Source organism: Leptolyngbya sp. FACHB-541, assembly GCF_014695875.1.
GTDB lineage: Bacteria > Cyanobacteriota > Cyanobacteriia > Elainellales > Elainellaceae > JAAUTN01.
The window spans coordinates 90,515-108,466 of record NZ_JACJPC010000148.1 but is presented as its reverse complement, the minus strand read 5'-3'; the positions used below and the strand labels follow the sequence as shown (position 1 = coordinate 108,466).

General features: G+C 47.4%; 20 protein-coding genes. 11 read left to right on the top strand and 9 right to left on the bottom strand.

The window, feature by feature from the left end:
- Positions 1-123: 123 nt before the first annotated feature.
- From H6G00_RS33315 to H6G00_RS33305, 3 genes are all read left to right on the top strand, one after another.
- A complete protein-coding gene (locus H6G00_RS33315) occupies positions 124-333 on the top strand; it encodes a hypothetical protein (RefSeq protein WP_190644990.1) in 210 nt (69 codons plus the stop codon).
- A gap of 156 nt (positions 334-489) precedes the next feature.
- The gene (gene nth / locus H6G00_RS33310) at positions 490-1,155 is read left to right on the top strand and encodes an endonuclease III (RefSeq protein WP_347278259.1); all 666 of its coding nucleotides are present in this window, start codon (positions 490-492) and stop codon (positions 1,153-1,155) included.
- A 105-nt stretch (positions 1,156-1,260) separates the two neighbouring features.
- A complete protein-coding gene (locus H6G00_RS33305) occupies positions 1,261-1,539 on the top strand; it encodes a photosystem I reaction center subunit PsaK (protein WP_190644991.1) in 279 nt (92 codons plus the stop codon).
- A gap of 122 nt (positions 1,540-1,661) precedes the next feature.
- Here H6G00_RS33305 and H6G00_RS33300 read toward each other — a convergent pair whose 3' ends face one another.
- Both H6G00_RS33300 and H6G00_RS33295 read right to left on the bottom strand, forming a co-directional pair.
- Positions 1,662-2,924: a dihydroorotase gene (locus H6G00_RS33300; protein ID WP_190800009.1), complete on the bottom strand. Its 1,263-nt coding sequence runs from the start codon at positions 2,922-2,924 to the stop codon at positions 1,662-1,664.
- Complete coding sequence (locus H6G00_RS33295) at positions 2,925-4,301, bottom strand: histidine phosphatase family protein (protein WP_347278258.1); 1,377 nt, start codon at positions 4,299-4,301, stop codon at positions 2,925-2,927.
- A gap of 301 nt (positions 4,302-4,602) precedes the next feature.
- On the opposite strand from H6G00_RS33295, the gene H6G00_RS33290 reads away from it, so the two are divergent.
- Positions 4,603-6,189 (top strand): type II CAAX endopeptidase family protein, encoded by a 1,587-nt coding sequence (locus tag H6G00_RS33290; RefSeq protein ID WP_242042642.1) that lies wholly within the window; start codon positions 4,603-4,605, stop codon positions 6,187-6,189.
- A gap of 171 nt (positions 6,190-6,360) precedes the next feature.
- Positions 6,361-7,140 (top strand): histidine kinase, encoded by a 780-nt coding sequence (locus tag H6G00_RS33285; RefSeq protein WP_190644993.1) that lies wholly within the window; start codon positions 6,361-6,363, stop codon positions 7,138-7,140.
- A gap of 144 nt (positions 7,141-7,284) precedes the next feature.
- Here the strand turns inward: H6G00_RS33285 and H6G00_RS33280 are convergent, their stop codons facing one another.
- Positions 7,285-7,473, bottom strand: a complete 189-nt coding sequence (locus H6G00_RS33280) for a YqaE/Pmp3 family membrane protein (protein WP_190644994.1) — start codon at positions 7,471-7,473, stop codon at positions 7,285-7,287.
- Between the two features lie 266 nt (positions 7,474-7,739).
- Here H6G00_RS33280 and H6G00_RS33275 point away from each other — a divergent pair, with 266 nt between their 5' ends.
- Positions 7,740-8,126, top strand: coding sequence for a phage holin family protein (locus H6G00_RS33275; RefSeq protein ID WP_190800008.1), 387 nt, complete (start codon positions 7,740-7,742; stop codon positions 8,124-8,126).
- A 193-nt stretch (positions 8,127-8,319) separates the two neighbouring features.
- Here the strand turns inward: H6G00_RS33275 and bchB are convergent, their stop codons facing one another.
- Together bchB and H6G00_RS33265 are read right to left on the bottom strand one after the other, a co-directional pair.
- Positions 8,320-9,846, bottom strand: coding sequence for a ferredoxin:protochlorophyllide reductase (ATP-dependent) subunit B (bchB, locus tag H6G00_RS33270; RefSeq protein WP_190800007.1), 1,527 nt, complete (start codon positions 9,844-9,846; stop codon positions 8,320-8,322).
- 295 nt (positions 9,847-10,141) lie between these two features.
- Entirely contained in the window at positions 10,142-11,476 is a 1,335-nt protein-coding gene (locus H6G00_RS33265; RefSeq protein WP_190800006.1) for a hypothetical protein, read from the bottom strand.
- A gap of 118 nt (positions 11,477-11,594) precedes the next feature.
- On the opposite strand from H6G00_RS33265, the gene H6G00_RS33260 reads away from it, so the two are divergent.
- Positions 11,595-12,638, top strand: coding sequence for a hypothetical protein (locus H6G00_RS33260; RefSeq protein WP_190800005.1), 1,044 nt, complete (start codon positions 11,595-11,597; stop codon positions 12,636-12,638).
- Between the two features lie 59 nt (positions 12,639-12,697).
- Here H6G00_RS33260 and H6G00_RS33255 read toward each other — a convergent pair whose 3' ends face one another.
- On the bottom strand, positions 12,698-12,910 hold the full coding sequence (locus tag H6G00_RS33255; RefSeq protein ID WP_190800004.1) for a helix-turn-helix transcriptional regulator: 213 nt from the start codon (positions 12,908-12,910) through the stop codon (positions 12,698-12,700).
- Positions 12,911-13,084: 174 nt separating this feature from the next.
- Between H6G00_RS33255 and H6G00_RS33250 the strand changes: the two genes are divergently transcribed.
- Complete coding sequence (locus H6G00_RS33250) at positions 13,085-13,261, top strand: hypothetical protein (protein ID WP_190800003.1); 177 nt, start codon at positions 13,085-13,087, stop codon at positions 13,259-13,261.
- 58 nt (positions 13,262-13,319) lie between these two features.
- Here the strand turns inward: H6G00_RS33250 and uvsE are convergent, their stop codons facing one another.
- Positions 13,320-14,321 (bottom strand): UV DNA damage repair endonuclease UvsE, encoded by a 1,002-nt coding sequence (gene uvsE / locus H6G00_RS33245; protein WP_242042641.1) that lies wholly within the window; start codon positions 14,319-14,321, stop codon positions 13,320-13,322.
- Between the two features lie 9 nt (positions 14,322-14,330).
- On the opposite strand from uvsE, the gene H6G00_RS33240 reads away from it, so the two are divergent.
- Positions 14,331-14,477, top strand: a complete 147-nt coding sequence (locus H6G00_RS33240; RefSeq protein WP_190800002.1) for a hypothetical protein — start codon at positions 14,331-14,333, stop codon at positions 14,475-14,477.
- A gap of 84 nt (positions 14,478-14,561) precedes the next feature.
- Here the strand turns inward: H6G00_RS33240 and H6G00_RS33235 are convergent, their stop codons facing one another.
- A complete protein-coding gene (locus H6G00_RS33235) occupies positions 14,562-15,545 on the bottom strand; it encodes an alpha-ketoacid dehydrogenase subunit beta (protein WP_190644999.1) in 984 nt (327 codons plus the stop codon).
- A gap of 149 nt (positions 15,546-15,694) precedes the next feature.
- Here H6G00_RS33235 and H6G00_RS33230 point away from each other — a divergent pair, with 149 nt between their 5' ends.
- Positions 15,695-16,417: a hypothetical protein gene (locus H6G00_RS33230; protein ID WP_190800001.1), complete on the top strand. Its 723-nt coding sequence runs from the start codon at positions 15,695-15,697 to the stop codon at positions 16,415-16,417.
- Positions 16,418-16,438: 21 nt separating this feature from the next.
- Here H6G00_RS33230 and H6G00_RS33225 read toward each other — a convergent pair whose 3' ends face one another.
- The gene (locus H6G00_RS33225; protein ID WP_190800000.1) at positions 16,439-16,624 is read right to left on the bottom strand and encodes a hypothetical protein; all 186 of its coding nucleotides are present in this window, start codon (positions 16,622-16,624) and stop codon (positions 16,439-16,441) included.
- A 293-nt stretch (positions 16,625-16,917) separates the two neighbouring features.
- Here H6G00_RS33225 and H6G00_RS36955 point away from each other — a divergent pair, with 293 nt between their 5' ends.
- Positions 16,918-17,901: a glycosyltransferase family 10 gene (locus tag H6G00_RS36955; RefSeq protein ID WP_190799999.1), complete on the top strand. Its 984-nt coding sequence runs from the start codon at positions 16,918-16,920 to the stop codon at positions 17,899-17,901.
- The last annotated feature ends 51 nt before the right edge of the window (positions 17,902-17,952 follow it).

Here is a 17,952-nt window from a genome sequence, read left to right as displayed (position 1 = left end):
CACCCAGACAGGCGAGACAGATGGATGAAGTGCGATCGCAATTGCCATCGTACTTTGAAGATATAGTCACAGGTTCTACCCACGCCTGAATCTAGCTTGAGAAGGGACACCCAGCAAACTGTGATGCAATCTGAGCTCGATCTGCTACTTCAACAAATCCGCCGGGATATCCAGGCTTTGGAAGACACACTTCAGGAAAGGGGCAAGTCAGCACCTAACACACATACGCCTCTGTCGGAGCAAGATCAGCAAGCTCAAGTACTTTGGCAAAAGCTTTATACAGAGCATCTTTATACAGAGCATACAGATCCCGACGAGATGGAGATGAGTTAAAGCAGGAACACTGACGTTAGGGCTCCGTTAATGTCGGGCAAACTTACATAAGCACAGCAAAAAATATTTGGCGAGACATTTGCTGGATGACCTTGCTGAAAGCGACAACGTTTAACCTGATAGAAATATCAGGTTTTTTTGTTGAGGTGATTCAGGGTGGTCGAAAAACTGTTTGAGATTAATCGGGCAATAGCGCGTATTCGCGAGGCAGTGCGTCCCTTTCCTAAAGCTGCTATGTTTGCGCTGGCAGATGAGGGATACGGTTCGCCATTTGAGCAGCTTGTTTCCTGCATTATTTCTATTCGTACTTATGACGAAGTCAGCCTGCCCGTTTCTCGGCGGTTATTCGCGCGTGCCCGAACTCCAGAAGCAATGAGTCGCCTAACTCCTGCTGAAATTGAGCAGTTAATTCAAGACTGCACGTTTCATGAGCCGAAGTCACGGCAGATTCATGCGATTGCCCAACGCATCGTGACGGACTACAATGGTGAGTTGCCCTGTGAGGCAGAGGTGTTGCTTGCCTTTGATGGTGTTGGTCCTAAATGCTCCAACCTGACTTTGGGAATTGCCTGTGGTCAAGCGTGCATCAGTGTCGATATCCACGTTCACCGAGTCACCAATCGCTGGGGCTATGTGCAAACCCGCAAACCCGAAAAAACACTCACTGCCCTTGAAGCCAAGTTACCTACTGTTTACTGGGTAGAAATTAACCAACTGCTGGTTCCCTTTGGCAAACACATTTGCACAGGCAATCTACCCCACTGTTCAACCTGTCCGGTAGCAGAAATGTGTCAGCAAGTTGGGGTAGAAAAGCATCGCTAGCTTGGATCAAAATCACAAATCTCCCGACGGGGAGAGGTGTAGACGGCGATTAAGACGAACACTGATGGATGTTATTCAGTTCAGTTTCGTCGAGGAGAAAAGTCTATGATCTTATCTACGTTATTAGCTGCTGCCCAACAAACTACTGCTCGTGCTGGCAATACCTGGGGGTTGCCAGAAGCTCTGATTATGAGTATTTCCTGTCTTGTAATTTTGTTCTTAGCTAGCCGAGGAATTGAGCGTCCCCATGATGGTCGTCAGATGCCTCTGCCTTTCCCAGAACTGTTCAACAACATCAGTGTAGGAGGCTTTTTGGGTGCAATGAGCTTTGGGCACATTGTTGGCTCTTTGTTGATTTTGACCTTGGCGGACTACATTAGCTAAGCCGAAACTTCTAATACCGACTTAAACAGATTTCGCGACACATTAATTTCTGTAGGGGCGCACTGCGGTGCGCTCCTACCCACATCTGCAACATTCTGTAGATATATTGCATGTCCCGTAACTTATCTTCCTGGATAAGTTCTTAAAATGCGCCCCGTGACTTCCCGCCCCAGCCAAGGAGTGTTGGTGGAAAGCGACTTGAGAGCTTGTGGCGTAATTTGCCAGCGATGATGGGGATCAAATAGAGTTAGCTCTGCAACTTGACCGGGTTGCAGTTGGGCAGGAGTTTGTCCCAAACAAAGGGCAGGGTTGGTGCTGAGATATCGCCAGAGCGATCGCCCCTCCCAGTTCCCTGTTTCCACAAACTTTTGCCAGAGCAGAGGCAGCGCCAGTTCTAGACCAATTGCTCCTGGAGGCGCTTCAGCAAAGGAAACAGTTTTTTCTTCGTAGGTGTAGGGGGTATGGTCAATGGCGATCGCATCCAGCACGCCTTCCTCTAAACCTTGAACCAGGGCAGCTTGATCGGGTGAATTGCCTAGCGGTGGCTCTAGACGCAGGCTGGGATCATAGCTTTGAACGTCAGACGTGTTGAGCAGCAGATGCATCCACGTCGTACTAGCAGTAATCGGTAAACCACGGGATTTTGCGGCTCGAATCAACTCAACGCTGCGGGCGGTGGAAACGCGCATGATGTGAACTGGGGTGCCGATGGTTTCAACACACTCCAATAGCGCCGCTAGGGCAATAGTTTCAGCGATCGCTGGACTTCCCGGTAAGCCTAGCTGCATCGATTCTAAGCCTTCTCGCACCACCCCATTTCCGGCTAGCTGGCGATCGCAGCAGGAGAAGGCGATCGGTTTACCCAAAGGCTGACAGTATTCTAGTAGTCGGCGCACTAGCGCCCAGTTTTGCAGCGGGCGACCGTCAGCAAAGCCAATTGCTCCGGCAGCGGCAAGTTCTGCCAGTTCGGTCATTTGCTCGCCCTTGACCTGGGTGGTGAGGGCACCCCAAAAGTCAACCTGGGGGATCGGTCCAGCGAGGCGCAGCAGCGATCGCATTCTTTCCACACCCGCCGGATTGTCGATTGCGGGGTCGGTGTCGGGTAATAACGCCAGTCGCGTGAAGCCACCTGCCAGTGCAGATTGCATGAGTGAATCCAGAGTTTCCCTAGATTCATATCCGGGCTCACCAGAGTGGCTGTAGAGATCGACCAGTCCCGGTGCCAGGATCAGGTTGGGGCGATCGCAAATTTCCACATCTTCTAGCAGATCAGCAATCTGCGCCTCTACCTGCTGAATCACCCCATCGGCAACCAGCACATCTGCTACGCGATCGCTATCAGAAACCGGATCAAGCAACCGCACCTGGCGAAATAGCTCAGCCATTTACAACGCCCCTGCCGCCGTCCGGTCTAGCACCCCACCCAGGTGAGTCGTGATGTTCATCGCCTGAATCACAGGACGAGATTCGATGCCATGTGGATAGTCGATCACGCTAACGGCTCCATTGCCTTGCTTAAATGCCCAAAAGCGCTCTGGACCTGCTCCAGCCAGATAACAGAGAATTGCTTTGTTGACCGCATCATGGGCAACGACAAGAGTAATTCCAGGCGGGTCGAGCTGAGCGGCGGACTGGACGATCGCATCCCAGGCAGCGATCGCCCGATCCCACACCTGCTGTAAATTCTCACCTTCAGGCATTTGAACGGTTTCAGGGGCGCTTTGCCACTGGGCTAACAGCCCAGGATAGCCCTGCTCAATCTCTTCCTCCAGCTTGCCTTCCCAGAGTCCGTGACTGATTTCACACAGGTTTTCATCAAGCTCCAGGTTTAGACCAGGATGCCTTTTCAGAATCGCCTCGGCTGTTTCTTTAGGACGTAGCATTGGGCTACTAACGGCTTTGGCGATCGCCACCGATTGTAAGAATGCGCCCGCCTGCTCTGCCTGTACCCGTCCCTGGTCATTTAACGGTACGTCAATTTGCCCTTGAAATCGCTTTTGACGGTTCCAGTCGGTTTCCCCATGACGCACCAGCAGCAGACGTGGACCTCGCTGTCCTTGACGAGTTTTGGGCAACACTTCGCCCATGTGTCCAGTTAGGTTAACGGATTCAAGCTGTACGGGCTGCCCTAACCCACGCGCGAAGTTCAATACGCTAATACCGCAGTTGGACTGATAAAAAGTCTGATAGCTTTCGGGTTGCAGCCCAATGGCAGTGCTGAGCAAAGCCCGATTGATGCCGCTGTGAGCGACGACTAGAATCGTTTCCCCAGCATGGTCGGGTAAAACTTCCCGCCAAAACTGCTTTGCTTGCTCGTACAAGGCCGGTACCGGAAAGAATTCTGTCGTACCATTCTCATTAGGAACCTGCATGGAAAGCTCGTGGGGGCGATCGCGCCACAGCCGATAGCCTTCAGGAAAACGCCGCTCAACCTCATCAAAATCCAGCCCTTCCCAGAGAGCCAGGTTGATTTCCTTCAGGTCATCACGAAGTTGCAGCGGTGGCACTGAGCCTGAGGAATCCTGCTGTTCCAAGGCCGATAAAATCAAGGTTGCAGTTTGCTTAGCGCGTTGCAATGGGCTACTGTAGGCAGCACTAAAGCTTAAACCTTGCAGGGCACTACCGACCTGACGCGCAGCAGCTTCGCCCGCATCCGTCAGGTAAGATTCGTCAAAGTGACCCTGAACTTTACGCAGGACATTGTAGGTGCTCTCGCCGTGACGCACGAGAATGACGCGAGTAGTCAGGGCTTTATCCTCCACTAAGGTTTGTTTACAAATTGACCTGTCGTTTGAAAGAAACGCAACCGATGAAAGAAACGCAACCGAGCCTCATTTCTTTCAAGAACCGCAGGATCAACAGGACAGAAAACAGTCAAAACCAGATGCATTTTAACCTGTCTCTGGCACTCCACCCGAACATTTCTTGACCTAAAGAACAGTGCGATAATGCCAATCAAGGTAGAGTTAATTCCTATTCGCCTAATTTAGCTTTTGTGAAGGATTCCATCCGAATTTGTCTGCAAACCCGCTTCCACCGCGAGAAATGATCACATTGAAACGGTTGGTTTTAACCGGTCTCACCTTTTTTGTTGTCTTTTTAGTTGGCAGTTCCCTGATCGGCAGTTGGAGTGAGCCGCAAATTACCAGTCGGCTTCAGCTTTATCAAACTGATTTGTTGCTTCAAGCGACCGAGTTTCAGCCTGAAGCAAGTGGTGCAAACGTAGACTCAACCCGTACTGCAATTTTAGGTAAGGACCCGATCGCCACCTCGCTTGAGCAATACGAGGACGTGCGGCAAACGGCTCAAACTGAACTCGACCGATTTCAGTCACGGCTTGATCAGGTTACTGTCGCCGACGCAGCCGCGCCAGAATTTCCAACCTCCTCTTCAGATCCCTCTAAGCAAGGTCAGTTACGCACCGCGATTCGACAACAGCAAACGCTGATTGACCAACTCGACCTGCGAATTGGCATTCTTCAAGCTGAGCAAGGTCAAGTGGAAACCGCTTTAGAAACCTGGTCGAGATCGACTGCCAGCAACGGGACTCGGTCAGCCTCGGATGCAACTGCTTCGGATACAAGGGCTTCAGATGCAACAGCCCCCCCACCTAACCGAGTAGCCGAAACCTTAACGGGTCTGTGGAGCCAACCGCCACGGCTGTTGCCCGATGTTGAACAGCAGATTCAGGAAAATCTGGACGGCTGGTTTCGCGATCGGGCTCTTAGCCGCCTGTATGAACTGCAACAGCGTCCTGATGCAATATCCGCTCTTCAGCAAGCTGCACAAGCAGCCGCTCAGCAGACTTTTCTCAAACTAACGCTGATTGGTGTGGTCCCTATCATTGGCTGTTTAGCGGGTACTGCCATCTTGATTTCACTGCTAGTACAGCGGGCTTTTCGAGGCGAACAAGCGCTTCTAGCTCAAAACGGCACCACGACCTGGGAAACTCCCTGGAGCGGGGAAATCGTCTGGCAGGTGCTGATTGCTGGCTTTTTCTTTGCGGGGCAGATTGTTCTGCCACTGGCTTCACAGTTGCTTGGAATCGGTTTCTCCGCATTTGATAGCCGCGCCAGAGCCGCCTACGCGCTGCTCTACTATCTCGCAATGGCAGGGATATCCCTGTTTGTGCTTTACCTCTCGATCCGTAAGTTTCTGCCGCTTCCTCAGGAATGGTTCCGCCTGAAGAGCAAAAGTAACTGGTTTTTATGGGGGGGAGGCGGCTATCTCGTAGCGTTGCCATTGATGATCGTGGTGTCGTGGATCAATCAACAGGTTTGGCAGGGGCAGGGGGGCAGCAACCCACTGCTGCAAATTGTGCTAGAGGAAGGTGACCCCATAGCACTGGGAATGTTTTTTGCGACAGCATCGATCGCCGCTCCCATTTTCGAGGAAATCCTATTTCGCGGCTTTTTGTTGCCATCTCTGACTCGCTATATGTCGGTAGGATGGGCGATCGCCCTCAGCAGCTTAATTTTTGCAACTGCTCACCTCAGCCTTGCCGAAGTTTTACCGCTAACTTTATTAGGTGCCGTGTTGGGATTTGTATATACGCGATCGCGTAGTCTCCTATCTCCAATCCTGCTACATAGCCTTTGGAATAGCGTTACGATGATCGGCTTATTCCTTTTGGGTAGTGGTGCGGAATAGGATCGGTTATTACGTCCTACGGGAGTGTCAAGCTGCCTTAGTTTTACGACAGCATAAAGGAGTTGAGGAAAAAAGCTAAGCGTTTCTAGCTCGATAAATTTTACTCGAACAGACCTAGCTTGGCTTTTTGAATTAGCAGTTTTATTGGCAGCTTGATGCCAGGAGCCAATTATGCCTAATTCGGTCAAAGAAAACTCTGTTAAAACCAAAATTTCGGAAGATCTTCAAAAAGCAAAAACTGAAGGACAACTGAGAACAGAACGGATTCGAGAAATCGTCAAACTAGCTGTATCACAGGCAGTTTCAGAAATTAAAGAAGGATCAGTTGAAATTCGCTCGATCGTTAGAGAAGCGGTCTCCACGGTCATTGATAATTTGCAAGATCGGGGACAGGAGACGAAGGAAGAAATCACCGCTTCAATTGAAGGCGCAATTGAAGGGATCAGCAGCGTAAGACGGCAGGCGATCGCCAAAACTCAGTCTGAAGTTGAGCAGCTTCAAGCCCAAATTGATGGCGAAGAAAAAGCACTTCAAGGACAAATTGACAGCGCTCTAATGGATATTGAGGAGACGGGAAGCAGCAGATCAACAGAGATCAAGTCTGCCATTAATTCTGCTGTGAGTTCAGTCAAAGACAGCGAAGAAGTGTCTTCGATGCGGAAGCGTTATGCCCAACTGCAAACCCAACTCTCTGTTTTGCAGGCCAATCTAGCTGCCCGTTATGGTGCTCGTTATGAAGAGGTTCAACGGCATTTAGACAGCGCTAAAACTTGGTACGACCAAACTAAAGCTCAGGCTGAAGTGGGAGAAACGCCTCGGTTAAACCAGAAGCAAGTAGAATTTGAGCAAAAAATGGGTGAAGCCGGAGCCGCTCTAGCACGAGGAGAGCAACGAGTGAAGCAATTGCTCAAAGAGCTTTGGCATTCCGTTAGAAACGGTGATGCAAGCTAATTGCACCAGTCTATAAAAAGAAAAAAGATCTAAAAAGAAAGGTGGGCAATGCTCACCTTTCTTTTTGTTTGAAAAATAAGTCTAAAAAATAAAATGTAGGGGGAGCAACGCTCCCCCTACATTTACAGTCCTGGAATAGATCAATTAGAAGTTTTCTTGACGGCGAGCTACTTCGCTGTGCTTGGCGAGCGCCCAAACAGCATGAATGCTGCCCGGTAGCCAACCTAAGAGCGTCAACACAATGTTAATCAGCAGAGTTGTACTAACTCCGTAGGTCAAAAACACTCCAACAGGAGGTAACAAAATTGCCAGAACTAATCGAAGTAAATTCATAAGGTTTCTCCCAAAAACTTTTGCACTAGAGACTTTTTACGCTAGCTTTTATTCCATTGTTTCAACTTAAGATCAAATTGCCCTCCACCATGAGAATTAATTGTTGCTTGCTTGTTCTAATCCTTTTCAAAAATGTCTTTAGGACGACCTCGAATCTATCTGCATGGGGAGGTGACAGTCAGGTCATATGGCTGATCATTGAGGTAGTTTAAGCAAATTTGTATTTTGCTTCCCCTTGAAGTTGAAGTTCGTTTGAGGAAAATCTTATGCTTAGCGCCCTTTTTACTGCTCTGGCTACCGCTTTAAGTTTGCTAGTTGTGGATCTAGCCGTTCCTGGTGTTGATTTGGCAAACTTTCCAGCAGCGTTGATTGCCGCTCTGGTGATTGGACTGGTTAACTCCACTGCAAAGCCAGTTCTATCAACACTATCTCTGCCGCTCAACTTCGTGAGCTTTGGTTTGTTCTCGCTTGTAGTTAACGGACTTTGTTTCTGGCTTGCGTCAGTACTAACCCCCGGATTCGCAGTTCGAGGAATTCTAGCTTTCATTCTGGGTCCAGTCATTCTGACTTTTGTGAATACTTTCATCCTCAGATATTTTGCTGAGCGCAGACCTGCACTGAACCTGAACACAGATGCCAAGACGGAAGCATAGTACCTAACGAGCACGACTTCTGGGCTCCTGGTGCAGCACAAGTTAAATAGAGCAAGTGCAAAACCCAATGCCATCTAGTTAGGCATTGGGTTTTAGCTATTTAGCTCTCCATACAAAAAAGGGCAGCCTAATGGCTACCCCAATCTACATACTTCTTTCCCCTAAAGGATAGGATGCACGTTGCTCAACTTACTTAAGCACCGACCGCTTCTTTTGCGGCGTACATCACTTCGACGCTGATTTCGGTTAAGTTGCGATCGCGCGCAAACTTTTCCGTATTGCGTTTCACCTTACCGCGCACAAAGCCAGGTACTTTGTTCAGCTCCGCCTGTGCATCTTTTGTCCAGCCCAGATCAGAATCAGCGCTGATACCTTTAGTGATCACTTCCTTAGTATCGTGACCGCCAAAGATCTCGAGCAAGTGATCTTCCATCCCCAACGTGAAGGAGTTGTAGACCAAGTCAGCAATCTGATTGGTCCCTTCATAACCCACAAAAGGCTTATAGCCAATAGGGAAATCTTGAATGTGAATCGGAGCCGCAATTACCCCACAGGGAATGCCTAGTCGCTTGCCCACATGTCGTTCCATTTGGGTACCGAAGATGGCAGAGGGTTCTAGGCGGGCGATCGCATCGCCGATTGCCCCATTGTCATCACTAATCATCACCTCATCACAGTACTCACTCACCTGCTCCCGGAACCAGGCTTCGTCATACTTGCAGTAAGTCCCTGCCAACACCACATGAATTCCCATCTCACGGGACAAGATTTTGGTGAGTGCAGCAGCGTGAGTATTGTCGCCAAACACAACTGCTTTCTTACCCGTCAGGTTCTGGCAGTCGATCGAGCGAGAAAACCAGGCGGCTTGTGAGACATACAGGGTTTGCTCGTTGATGAAGTCTTCGTAATCCACCCCTGCGCCCTGTTCATTCAGCACTTGCTGAATTTTGCGAATGCAGCGGGCTGTTTCCACCACGCCCATCGGCGTAATGTCTACAAAGGGCATCCCAAAGTCTTCCTGGAGATATTGCGCCGCCATCAAGCCAACTTCACGGTAAGGCACCAAATTGAACCAGGCTTTGGGCAAATCCTTCAGATTTTGAACCGATGCACCCTCAGGAATTACCTGGTTCACCTCAATTCCCAAATCTGCCATCAGCCGCTTTAGTTCAGTGCAGTCGTGCTGGTTGTGGAAGCCAAGGGAGGTAATGCCGATGATATTAACGGAAGGTTTCTCGGTTTTGCCTGTGGGCAAGCTGCCCTGTTTCTTCGCTTTGGCAATGTAAAACTGGACAATTTGCTGAAGCGTGCGATCGGCGGCTTGCAGTTCATTCACACGATAGTGATTTACGTCAGCCAGCATCACGTCGCCCTTCGCATCAATTTGGGCGCGATCGACAAAGTTTTGCAAATCCTCTTGCAGAATGCTGGAAGTGCAGGTCGGGGTCAGCACAATCAGGTCAGGCTTTTCTTCGGCATCCTTGCGGGTGATGTTGTTCACCACTTTTTCTTGAGAACCTCGCGCCAACACATTGCGATCGACGGAGCTAATGGTGACAGGCGTAAAGTTGCGATCGCGCTCTAACATCGATCGCATCACATTAAAATAGTCATCGCCAATCGGAGCGTGCATGATGGCGTGGACATTCTTAAAGGAACTGGAGACGCGGAGAGTACCAATGTGCGCAGGGCCGGCATACATCCAGTAAGCCAATTTCATAAACTGATCTCCGTTTCGCTGTGGGTCGCTTGTCCAAAGGTTTTGGACAATACTTCTGAGTTTGAGAATTGCTTACGATTGTCTCAGAGATATCCAAGGCATGAGCGATCGCTATTTATTTCTTAGGATATGGAAATGTGGGGGGCGATCGCTGAGCAGGTTGGTACAAAAGAAGTAGGGCGATCGCCTCCACTTAATCACCCCACTTTTGTGCAATGATTCTTAATCCTTCGCGATCTTTTTCAACTTAATGGGATGTAGAACAAAGTATGTGAGAGAAGTTTTTGAAGGTTTTCTATGTTGTTGCTCCTTCTTCATTGTTTTTGAAATACCAGTACAAATTGGCAACTGCTAAATCTGGCACTCCTTTCCACGTTGAAGGAGCAAGCGCTTTATAGTTTGTTTTCTGAGCTTGCTGACTAACGAAGTCCTCGTAAGTTAGACGCAGAGTTGGACGGACAATCAGTTTTAGCTGATCGCGTAAAGCTAGAAAATGTGATTTTGATTTCAGGCTTTCGTAAAATAATTGTTCTTGAGGTTCGACTGTAGTTATATTTGATTGAGCAATATCAGCGTCAGTTTCAGAATCGGTTAAATCTGCATTTGCTAAAAGTTCCTTTTCTGCTGGAGACAATTCTTGTATCCAAGCAGCATGGTTTTTCCAGGACTGCAACATTGCCATATCGTGACTGTGAATGCGAGTTATTTCTGGAAACAGGAAATCCAACTCGTCCTCAGACCCACATTTGTTAACTATATAGAGAGAGTCTTGGCAAATCTTCTCTTGAAGCTCAGAAATGCGATCGCCAACGATACCATATTCACCTTGCAGTTCGTAAGTTTTCGTGATTGCCTGATTGATTGCCCAAACGCATTCCTGCCGACGAAGTTGACCCGCAGGACAAGTTCCTTCTAATAAATGGGGAGCATCATAGTCAGCTAGAGCATCAAATAGCATTTTTTGAGCATTATTGATTCCTGAATTTCTTAAGCTTACATCGTTGGCTTTTAAAGCATCTCTCAAGTAGATTAAGGCGGTTGTAAAGCGTCCATAGGCTCTAGCTATAATAGTACGGTGATGCCTAAACTCAACATCTTGAGCGACTTGATCTATTCGCTGAAGAATCTCCGCTTCTACGCCTTTTAGGGCTTGTTTAAGATCAAGGAAGCCATCTTTGATCTCTATTCGTAACTGCTTAACGTCTTCTCTTAATTTGAGTGTTTGATGTAGGTTTATAGCCGATAGAACAACTCCTGCTACTGTACCAATACCGATTAGGGCTGTAGCCGTTTGCAAAACACTCACGCTATTTTGAAGGGATTGTAAACCAAGCTGAATTGTATCAAGTTTCTGATAAGTCTTTTGAAACCCTCTATGTACTTGAAACATTTGTATCCCTCCTATTAAAGGAGATAGAGGATTGGAAGGACTTCCAGCTAATGTTCCTAAATCACCAAGAACAGCTTCAAATAAAGGCTTCTGGCGGACTAAAGTACCGATCGCATGACTTACAAAGCGCCCCTCTAGATTTCTTGCCATCCCAATGGGCGTGCCATTATCTAGGAAAACCTGCTTATATATGCCCTGACGGATGCCTTCTTGGATTGCAGGAGGAAACATAAACTCCATTTCGGCTCCAGATGGGAACAAAGTGTCTATCATGAACTTGAGTAAATTAACAGTTGACGGGGAAAGCTAGGTACATCGTAGCCCTCCTAACTTGCTGAGAGCGTCAGAGGTTTCACGGATGAATCAATATTTGCAGGCTTTTGAAAAAGTTGCTCAATCTACAGAACAGCTATTAGATGCTCAATATAATTCTTTAGAGTCTGTAGAAATTAAACAGACTGCATCAGTTTTGCAGGAATCTACTGCCTCATGTATTGCAGAACTTAGGTTATCTACTACCAAGCTCAACGAAACGCTTAAGCTTTGCTTTGATAACTTAGCGCTTGGTGAAGAAGTTTGGCAGAGTAAGCAAAGAATTCGTGAAGCCTCGAGTTTAGAAATTTGGCAGCAGCTAGGAGAAATTAGCGGTTGCAAAGTTAGAATTCAGACCATGACTACTGCATACAAGATTACTGCAATCGGAAAGCTTACAAAATCTTGGAATGAACGTGCTGAGGAACTTAGGAAGAAATATTTCGTTGACTCAAAAGGACGAATGAAGGATGGAATTGGTTGGGATGATAAGAAGGGATTTTTATTGGATGTACGACCTATACTTCTCGCCCAGTCTAATGAGATGAGTCAAGTCATTCGAGAGGGACTTGTACTAATTTTTCAAGATTTAGCGATAATCAACTTCAATGCCCTCGATTCAAGCCTTAAACTCTTAGATACCGAAACAGCTAAGAAGAGTGAATTTAAAATTAAAGACATTTTTCAAGCAGAGAATCTAAAGTTTAAAGATCCAAAAAGTTTGTTCGGTGGCATTCCCCTTCTTGGACTTCATGATCTTTTCAGTCAGGCAATAAAAGATTTGCAGAATCGATGGGGAGATATTGAGTGGAAACATGTTGCTCAAAATAAAGACGAAATTTCCCGAAAAATACAAAAGCAAGTTACAACCATCTTTGACGATAGAGTGAGATTAGTAGAAGAATGCCTGGAGCAGTTGCTCTGTTTTTACAATAACTTCCTTGAGCTACAAAGTCGTTATCAACAGGAAACACCAGAACAAAGGTTAGCCGAAAAAAGTTGGATTGAGCAACAGCAGAGAGAGTTTGAAAAAGTTCAAATTGATATCAATGCAGTTCTTGGTCAAACTCAAGAGAAACTTGCTTCCTGACGTAAGTTTTTTGTGGCGATTGCCCTCATTTTCCCCTATTCCTTTTCCACTGCATCATCCTAGTAGAGCTGTGTAAATGTTTCTGCGGCGTTTGGGTCAATTTGTTGCAATGCATTTCGAATTTCAATAATCGAATCCCCTGCTGGATCGCCAACCTCATACACCCAGCGATGAATATTAGACCGTGAGATACCCATTGCCACAGCGAGTTGGTTTTGGGTTATTTCATATTGCTCTAGAACTTGCTTAAGAGCTTTACCTGCTTTTCCCATGCCCCCGATTGTGTCAAAGGCATTTAGTTGAGTAAATGATCTGAATTCAGATCATTTCGTGTATGACGATCTGAATTCAGATCATTCTGGTTAAAACAGCAAGAGCCAGTGCATCCGGCGACCAACCTTTTAGCACTGGCTCTAAACCCCAATTGCAATGGAGATAGGAATATTATGACGTATCAGGAGTACATTACTCCTTGGGTTGTCGTGCGCCTTTTACCTGATCTGCGGCGAGTGGTAGTCGGTCGATTTCACAAGCGATCAGATGCGGAGGGACATTTGCAGCTTTTGCAACAACAGATGCCCAACAGTAAGTTTGTTGTAATGTTTGACTCATTAAGTAGTTAAGCAGTGAGTGAACTTGTGTAGGGCGATCGCTTCTCTCTCAGTTCTTCTATCCAAGTCCCTAATTGTGTTGATTTGTAGTTTGAAGTAGCCAATCCTGACGGAGTTTTGCGATCGCCACTTCTTTCTGTTTTGCTTCAACCTCAATCCAGGGAGCATTGCGGTAGGAGCTGGGCATAACTGTAATCATGTCGCTGTGGCGCGGATCGTTGAATGATTCGCATCCATTTGAGATGTGAACAAGCTGCCAGTCAGGTCTATCCCAGGTGCTACGGGCGGTTACTAGCATGGCGGCAACACTGGGATGTTCGTAGCTGTCCAGGTGATCGTGAATGATGTGGTGGTGAGCGTCAAACACCATTGGCACTCCAGCCGCCTGACAAATAGCCAGAATTTCCTCAGATCCATAGGTATACTCGTCGTTTTCCAGAGTCAAACGATTGCGAATCGCTTCGGGCAAATCTCGAATGACGCTGATCAACCGTTCTGCCCGATCGCCCTTCCCCCCGTGAACATTCATCAATGACCAAGACGATCGCGGCAAGCCCATCAGGTCAAAGGTTCTGGCATAGGCAGTGAGAATTTTGATGCTGTTAGCAATTACTTCTGGTTTGTCGGAATTGAGTACGACAAACTGTTCGGGGTGCATAACGATACGGATGCCAAGCTGAAGGGCGCGATCGCCCACCTGCCGCAATGAGTCACTAAACTCTGTTAATATTGCTGCTCCTAACGACTCATCGGCAAAGGGAAATAGCCCGGAGGCAACGCGATACAGATAAATTTCCTCAGCCGCACAAAACTCTAACGCAGCTCCTAAACGCCGCAGATTTTCGGCATACAGGTCGCGCAAAGCCTTCTGCTGCTCAGCTTCTGAAAGTAGCAACAGGCGTTTGCGTGTCAACGTCCGATAGCGAACCTGATTGGAAGATGTAATGCAGACCAACCCTAACTTCGGTGTGATTTGAGAATCTCCCAAAGCTGCGAATTCTTCTGAGGAGACGATTTCTAAAGAACTGGCTGGACGAAGCATTCCCAAACACCAAGCTGTTGAACAGTACATGTCCAACTTATGAGTTCTTGGACTTTAGTACCTCTATCTGGCGTTGAGGAATTGCTGGAAAGAATTTATATCGGCTTGAACAGTTGGAGACACTTTGGGAGAAGAGAGGCGATCGCCCCTCCTCCAGTTTGTATCGAAGAAAAACTAGAAACTTGAGTCTTACTGACGTGATAGATAGATCTCGTAGGGGCGTTTCGCGAAACGCCCCTACATCCAGCAACACCAAATTGGGATAAGGAACTAGACCTTGAGGGCAACAATCTTTTGCACGGCTTCAACAATTTGATGAGGCTGCACAATGGTCAGATTTTCCAGCGTTCCGTTGTAGGGCGTGGGAATGTCCTGCGAAGCCAGACGAATCACCGGAGCATCCAGTTCGTCGAAGAGGCGATCGTTGATTGAAGCCGTCAGTTCAGCCCCAATTCCACCTGACCTCATGCATTCCTCCACAATGATCACGCGATGAGTTTTGCGGATCGAGGCTCCAATGGTTTCAAAGTCAAGCGGCTTTAGCGAAATCAGATCAATGACTTCAGGATCAAATCCTTCTTTAGTCAGCGTTTTCACCGCATTCATGACGTGATGACGCATCCGAGAATAGGTGAGAATGGTTACATCTTCGCCTTGCCGCACCACTTCGGCTTTGTCCAACGGCAGCAGATATTCTTCTTCGGGCAGGTCTTCCTTCAGGTTGTAGAGCAGCACATGCTCAAAAAACAGCACAGGATTGTCATTCCGAATGGCGGACTTGAGCAAGCCTTTTGCGTTGTAGGGGGTGGAGCAAGCCACCAACTTTAAGCCAGGAACGCCTTGAAAATAGGCTTCTAGCCGCTGGGAATGTTCTGCTCCAAGCTGTCGTCCTACGCCACCCGGCCCGCGAATTACCATCGGGGTTTTGAAATTGCCGCCGGAGGTGTAGCGCAGCATTCCAGCATTGTTAGCAATTTGGTTGAACGCCAGCAGCAAGAAGCCCATGTTCATGCCTTCAATGATCGGGCGCAAACCTGTCATTGCGGCTCCAACTGCCATGCCCGTGAAGCTGTTTTCAGCGATCGGCGTATCGAGGACGCGCAGATCGCCATATTTCTTGTGAAGGTCTCTGGTGACCTTATAAGAACCGCCATAGTGTCCTACGTCTTCGCCCAAAACAAAGACGGAGGAATCTCTTGCCATCTCTTCGTCGATCGCTTCACGTAAGGCGTTGAATAGGAGGGTTTCTGCCATCTGGAGGTTCGAATAGATTTGATCGTTCAATCTAAAATCTTAACTGTTAGTGGCGATGATTGGTCAAAAATTGATTTTCGGATGGCTCTTCGTCTCTGATCTAGACTGGGGATGGTGGGTAATAGGAATGAAGCTGACGAGAGGAATGTATGAGCGATCGCAACTTCAACAACTTCAACGATGACTTCGACGACGATTTTGAAGACGACGATTTTGAAGATGATCTTCTCGACGCATCAGGACGAGGTGCTAGAGAAATCGGGGGCGATCGCAACTCCGCTGTACTCCGCCCCTTCATTCAAGAAATTGAGCAAATTCCGCCTGAACATCTAGCTAATCTGCTGCAAATGGTTCGCCTGTTTCGTCAGAGCGTTGCCTTAGCTGAGCGGACTGCCAGAACAGAAGCACAGAATTCCCTGCCGATTCAGCCTACCGTTTTGCCACCTGTTGCACCGATAGATACGGCACCCATAGACACTCCTTCGATCGCCCCAGATGTGACTCCAATCGCTCCAAGTGAGAAGCCAACTGGAATAGATCCGATTGAGAAGCTGCTGCTGCGATCGCGATTTGAACCGTCTAGCAATCGCACAACTGAACAAGTTACCAAGCCCCCAACCGAATCATCCCAAGAACCGCCACGGATTCCCCTTCGACTGCCACGGACTTCCGAAGCCAATGTTGAACCTGCTGCTCCTGTCGAAGTTGCTGTTGGCGAATATGGTGTTAGACCTGCATCAACTGAAGACGAGTCTGACTGGGATGAGCTAATGGACTTTCTCGACCAGGACAATCCAAAAGATTTCCGTGAGGAAGAGGAAGACGATTCGCGAAACGATGACTGGGACGAATATTTCCGACCCTCTCCTTGAACGAACTAACTCTTCCCAAACTCAGGTTAATTTCATCGGCATTAGCGGGAATCGATGATTTGCTGTAGATGCAGTCGGCATTGCCATTTTGCGATCGCTTGGCACCACCAACTCCGTCTCGAACAGCTCCATCTGGGACTTGGAACAAATTCGTCGCGCTGCCAATCTAGGGTTAGGAGCTACCAGTGCCGAGCAGATCGAAATCATCACGGCTGACAGCGCGAGCACTCAGATGGCTGACGAAATCTGTAGATTCATGTAACCTGGTAGATTCAATTTTCGACTTAACTGCTTCCGGTTTGTCGGAGCAACTCGTTTCACCTGTGTTGAATTAAGAGACAGGCAGAGAGAAGATTCACTCACTGTGCAGCCGCAAAACTAAGAGAATCGCACTAGCAAGGGGCTTAAGCCCTTCGTTCTAGGGGAAACGCCTATTCAGTTTGTTTCTGCAAAAGTGTCTGTCTTCTGCTCAATCTCTGCCGTTGAATAGAGCTGATGCAGTGGAGTGGGAAATTGGAATCATGATCAAAATTTTCAAAGCAGATGCACTGCTCTATACCCCCTTCATTAAATCAAAAGGATTCAATTTTTTAGCAGAAAAGGGCATTGTTATCACCGAAGATGAAGCTGATTGTGACTTATTCGTTGCCCAGAGATGTAAAAATCTAATTCCTTTTCAATTGAAATATGGAGCAAAGAAGAAATATTTAGTTTGGTCGCATGAACCTCGCTGGAATACTCATTTTACAGACACGGCAAAGTGGTTTAGCCTACCAGACATTCATATTATGAATGTTTATACCGGAGACATTTATCTCAACAACTACTACACCGTCAACAGCAACGGCATTCAAACAATCGATCGCCTACTAAAGCCGCTTGACGAAAGTAGTTTTCCTAACTTTGAGCATAAAAAGGTTGTGGCTCTGATGTTTTACCGCAACAATTGCCGCCGATGGAGCCTGAAGCGAAACGGAGAGGAGTTAGATTTGTGCTATCTCAGAACCCGTATCGCTCTACAAGGATACAAGTCAGGGAAAGTTGATGTTTATGGTAGAGGTTGGCCAAGAGGTGTTTCATTAGAAGATTCGAGGGGAGAAGGTTGGGAATCAAGAAAAGCAAAAATTTTGCAAAACTATCACTTCAATTTATGTTTTGAAAACACAAATATAGCTTATTACTGCACTGAGAAAATTTGGGATAGTATTCAGCACGGATGCCTTCCCATTTACTATGGAGAAGGTAACAAGATCTATGAAGATTTTCCGCAGAAGAGTTTTTTAGACTACTGCGACTTTGGCAGCTCGGATGCACTTTTCAGATATATCGACGTGATGACGGTTGATGAATTTAGAGCACGAATGAATCTTTGCATTGATGCCTACAATCGGGCTTTTGAAAAGCTTGAAGCACCTTCCAATTCATTCTATGAAGAAATGCTGTTGAGAATTGTGCAAAAAGCAAAAGCAATCGTTGGCTCCTGACTATCAAACCAGACTTTCTAATCAGCAGAAAAGTTAAATTGAGGGGAGATC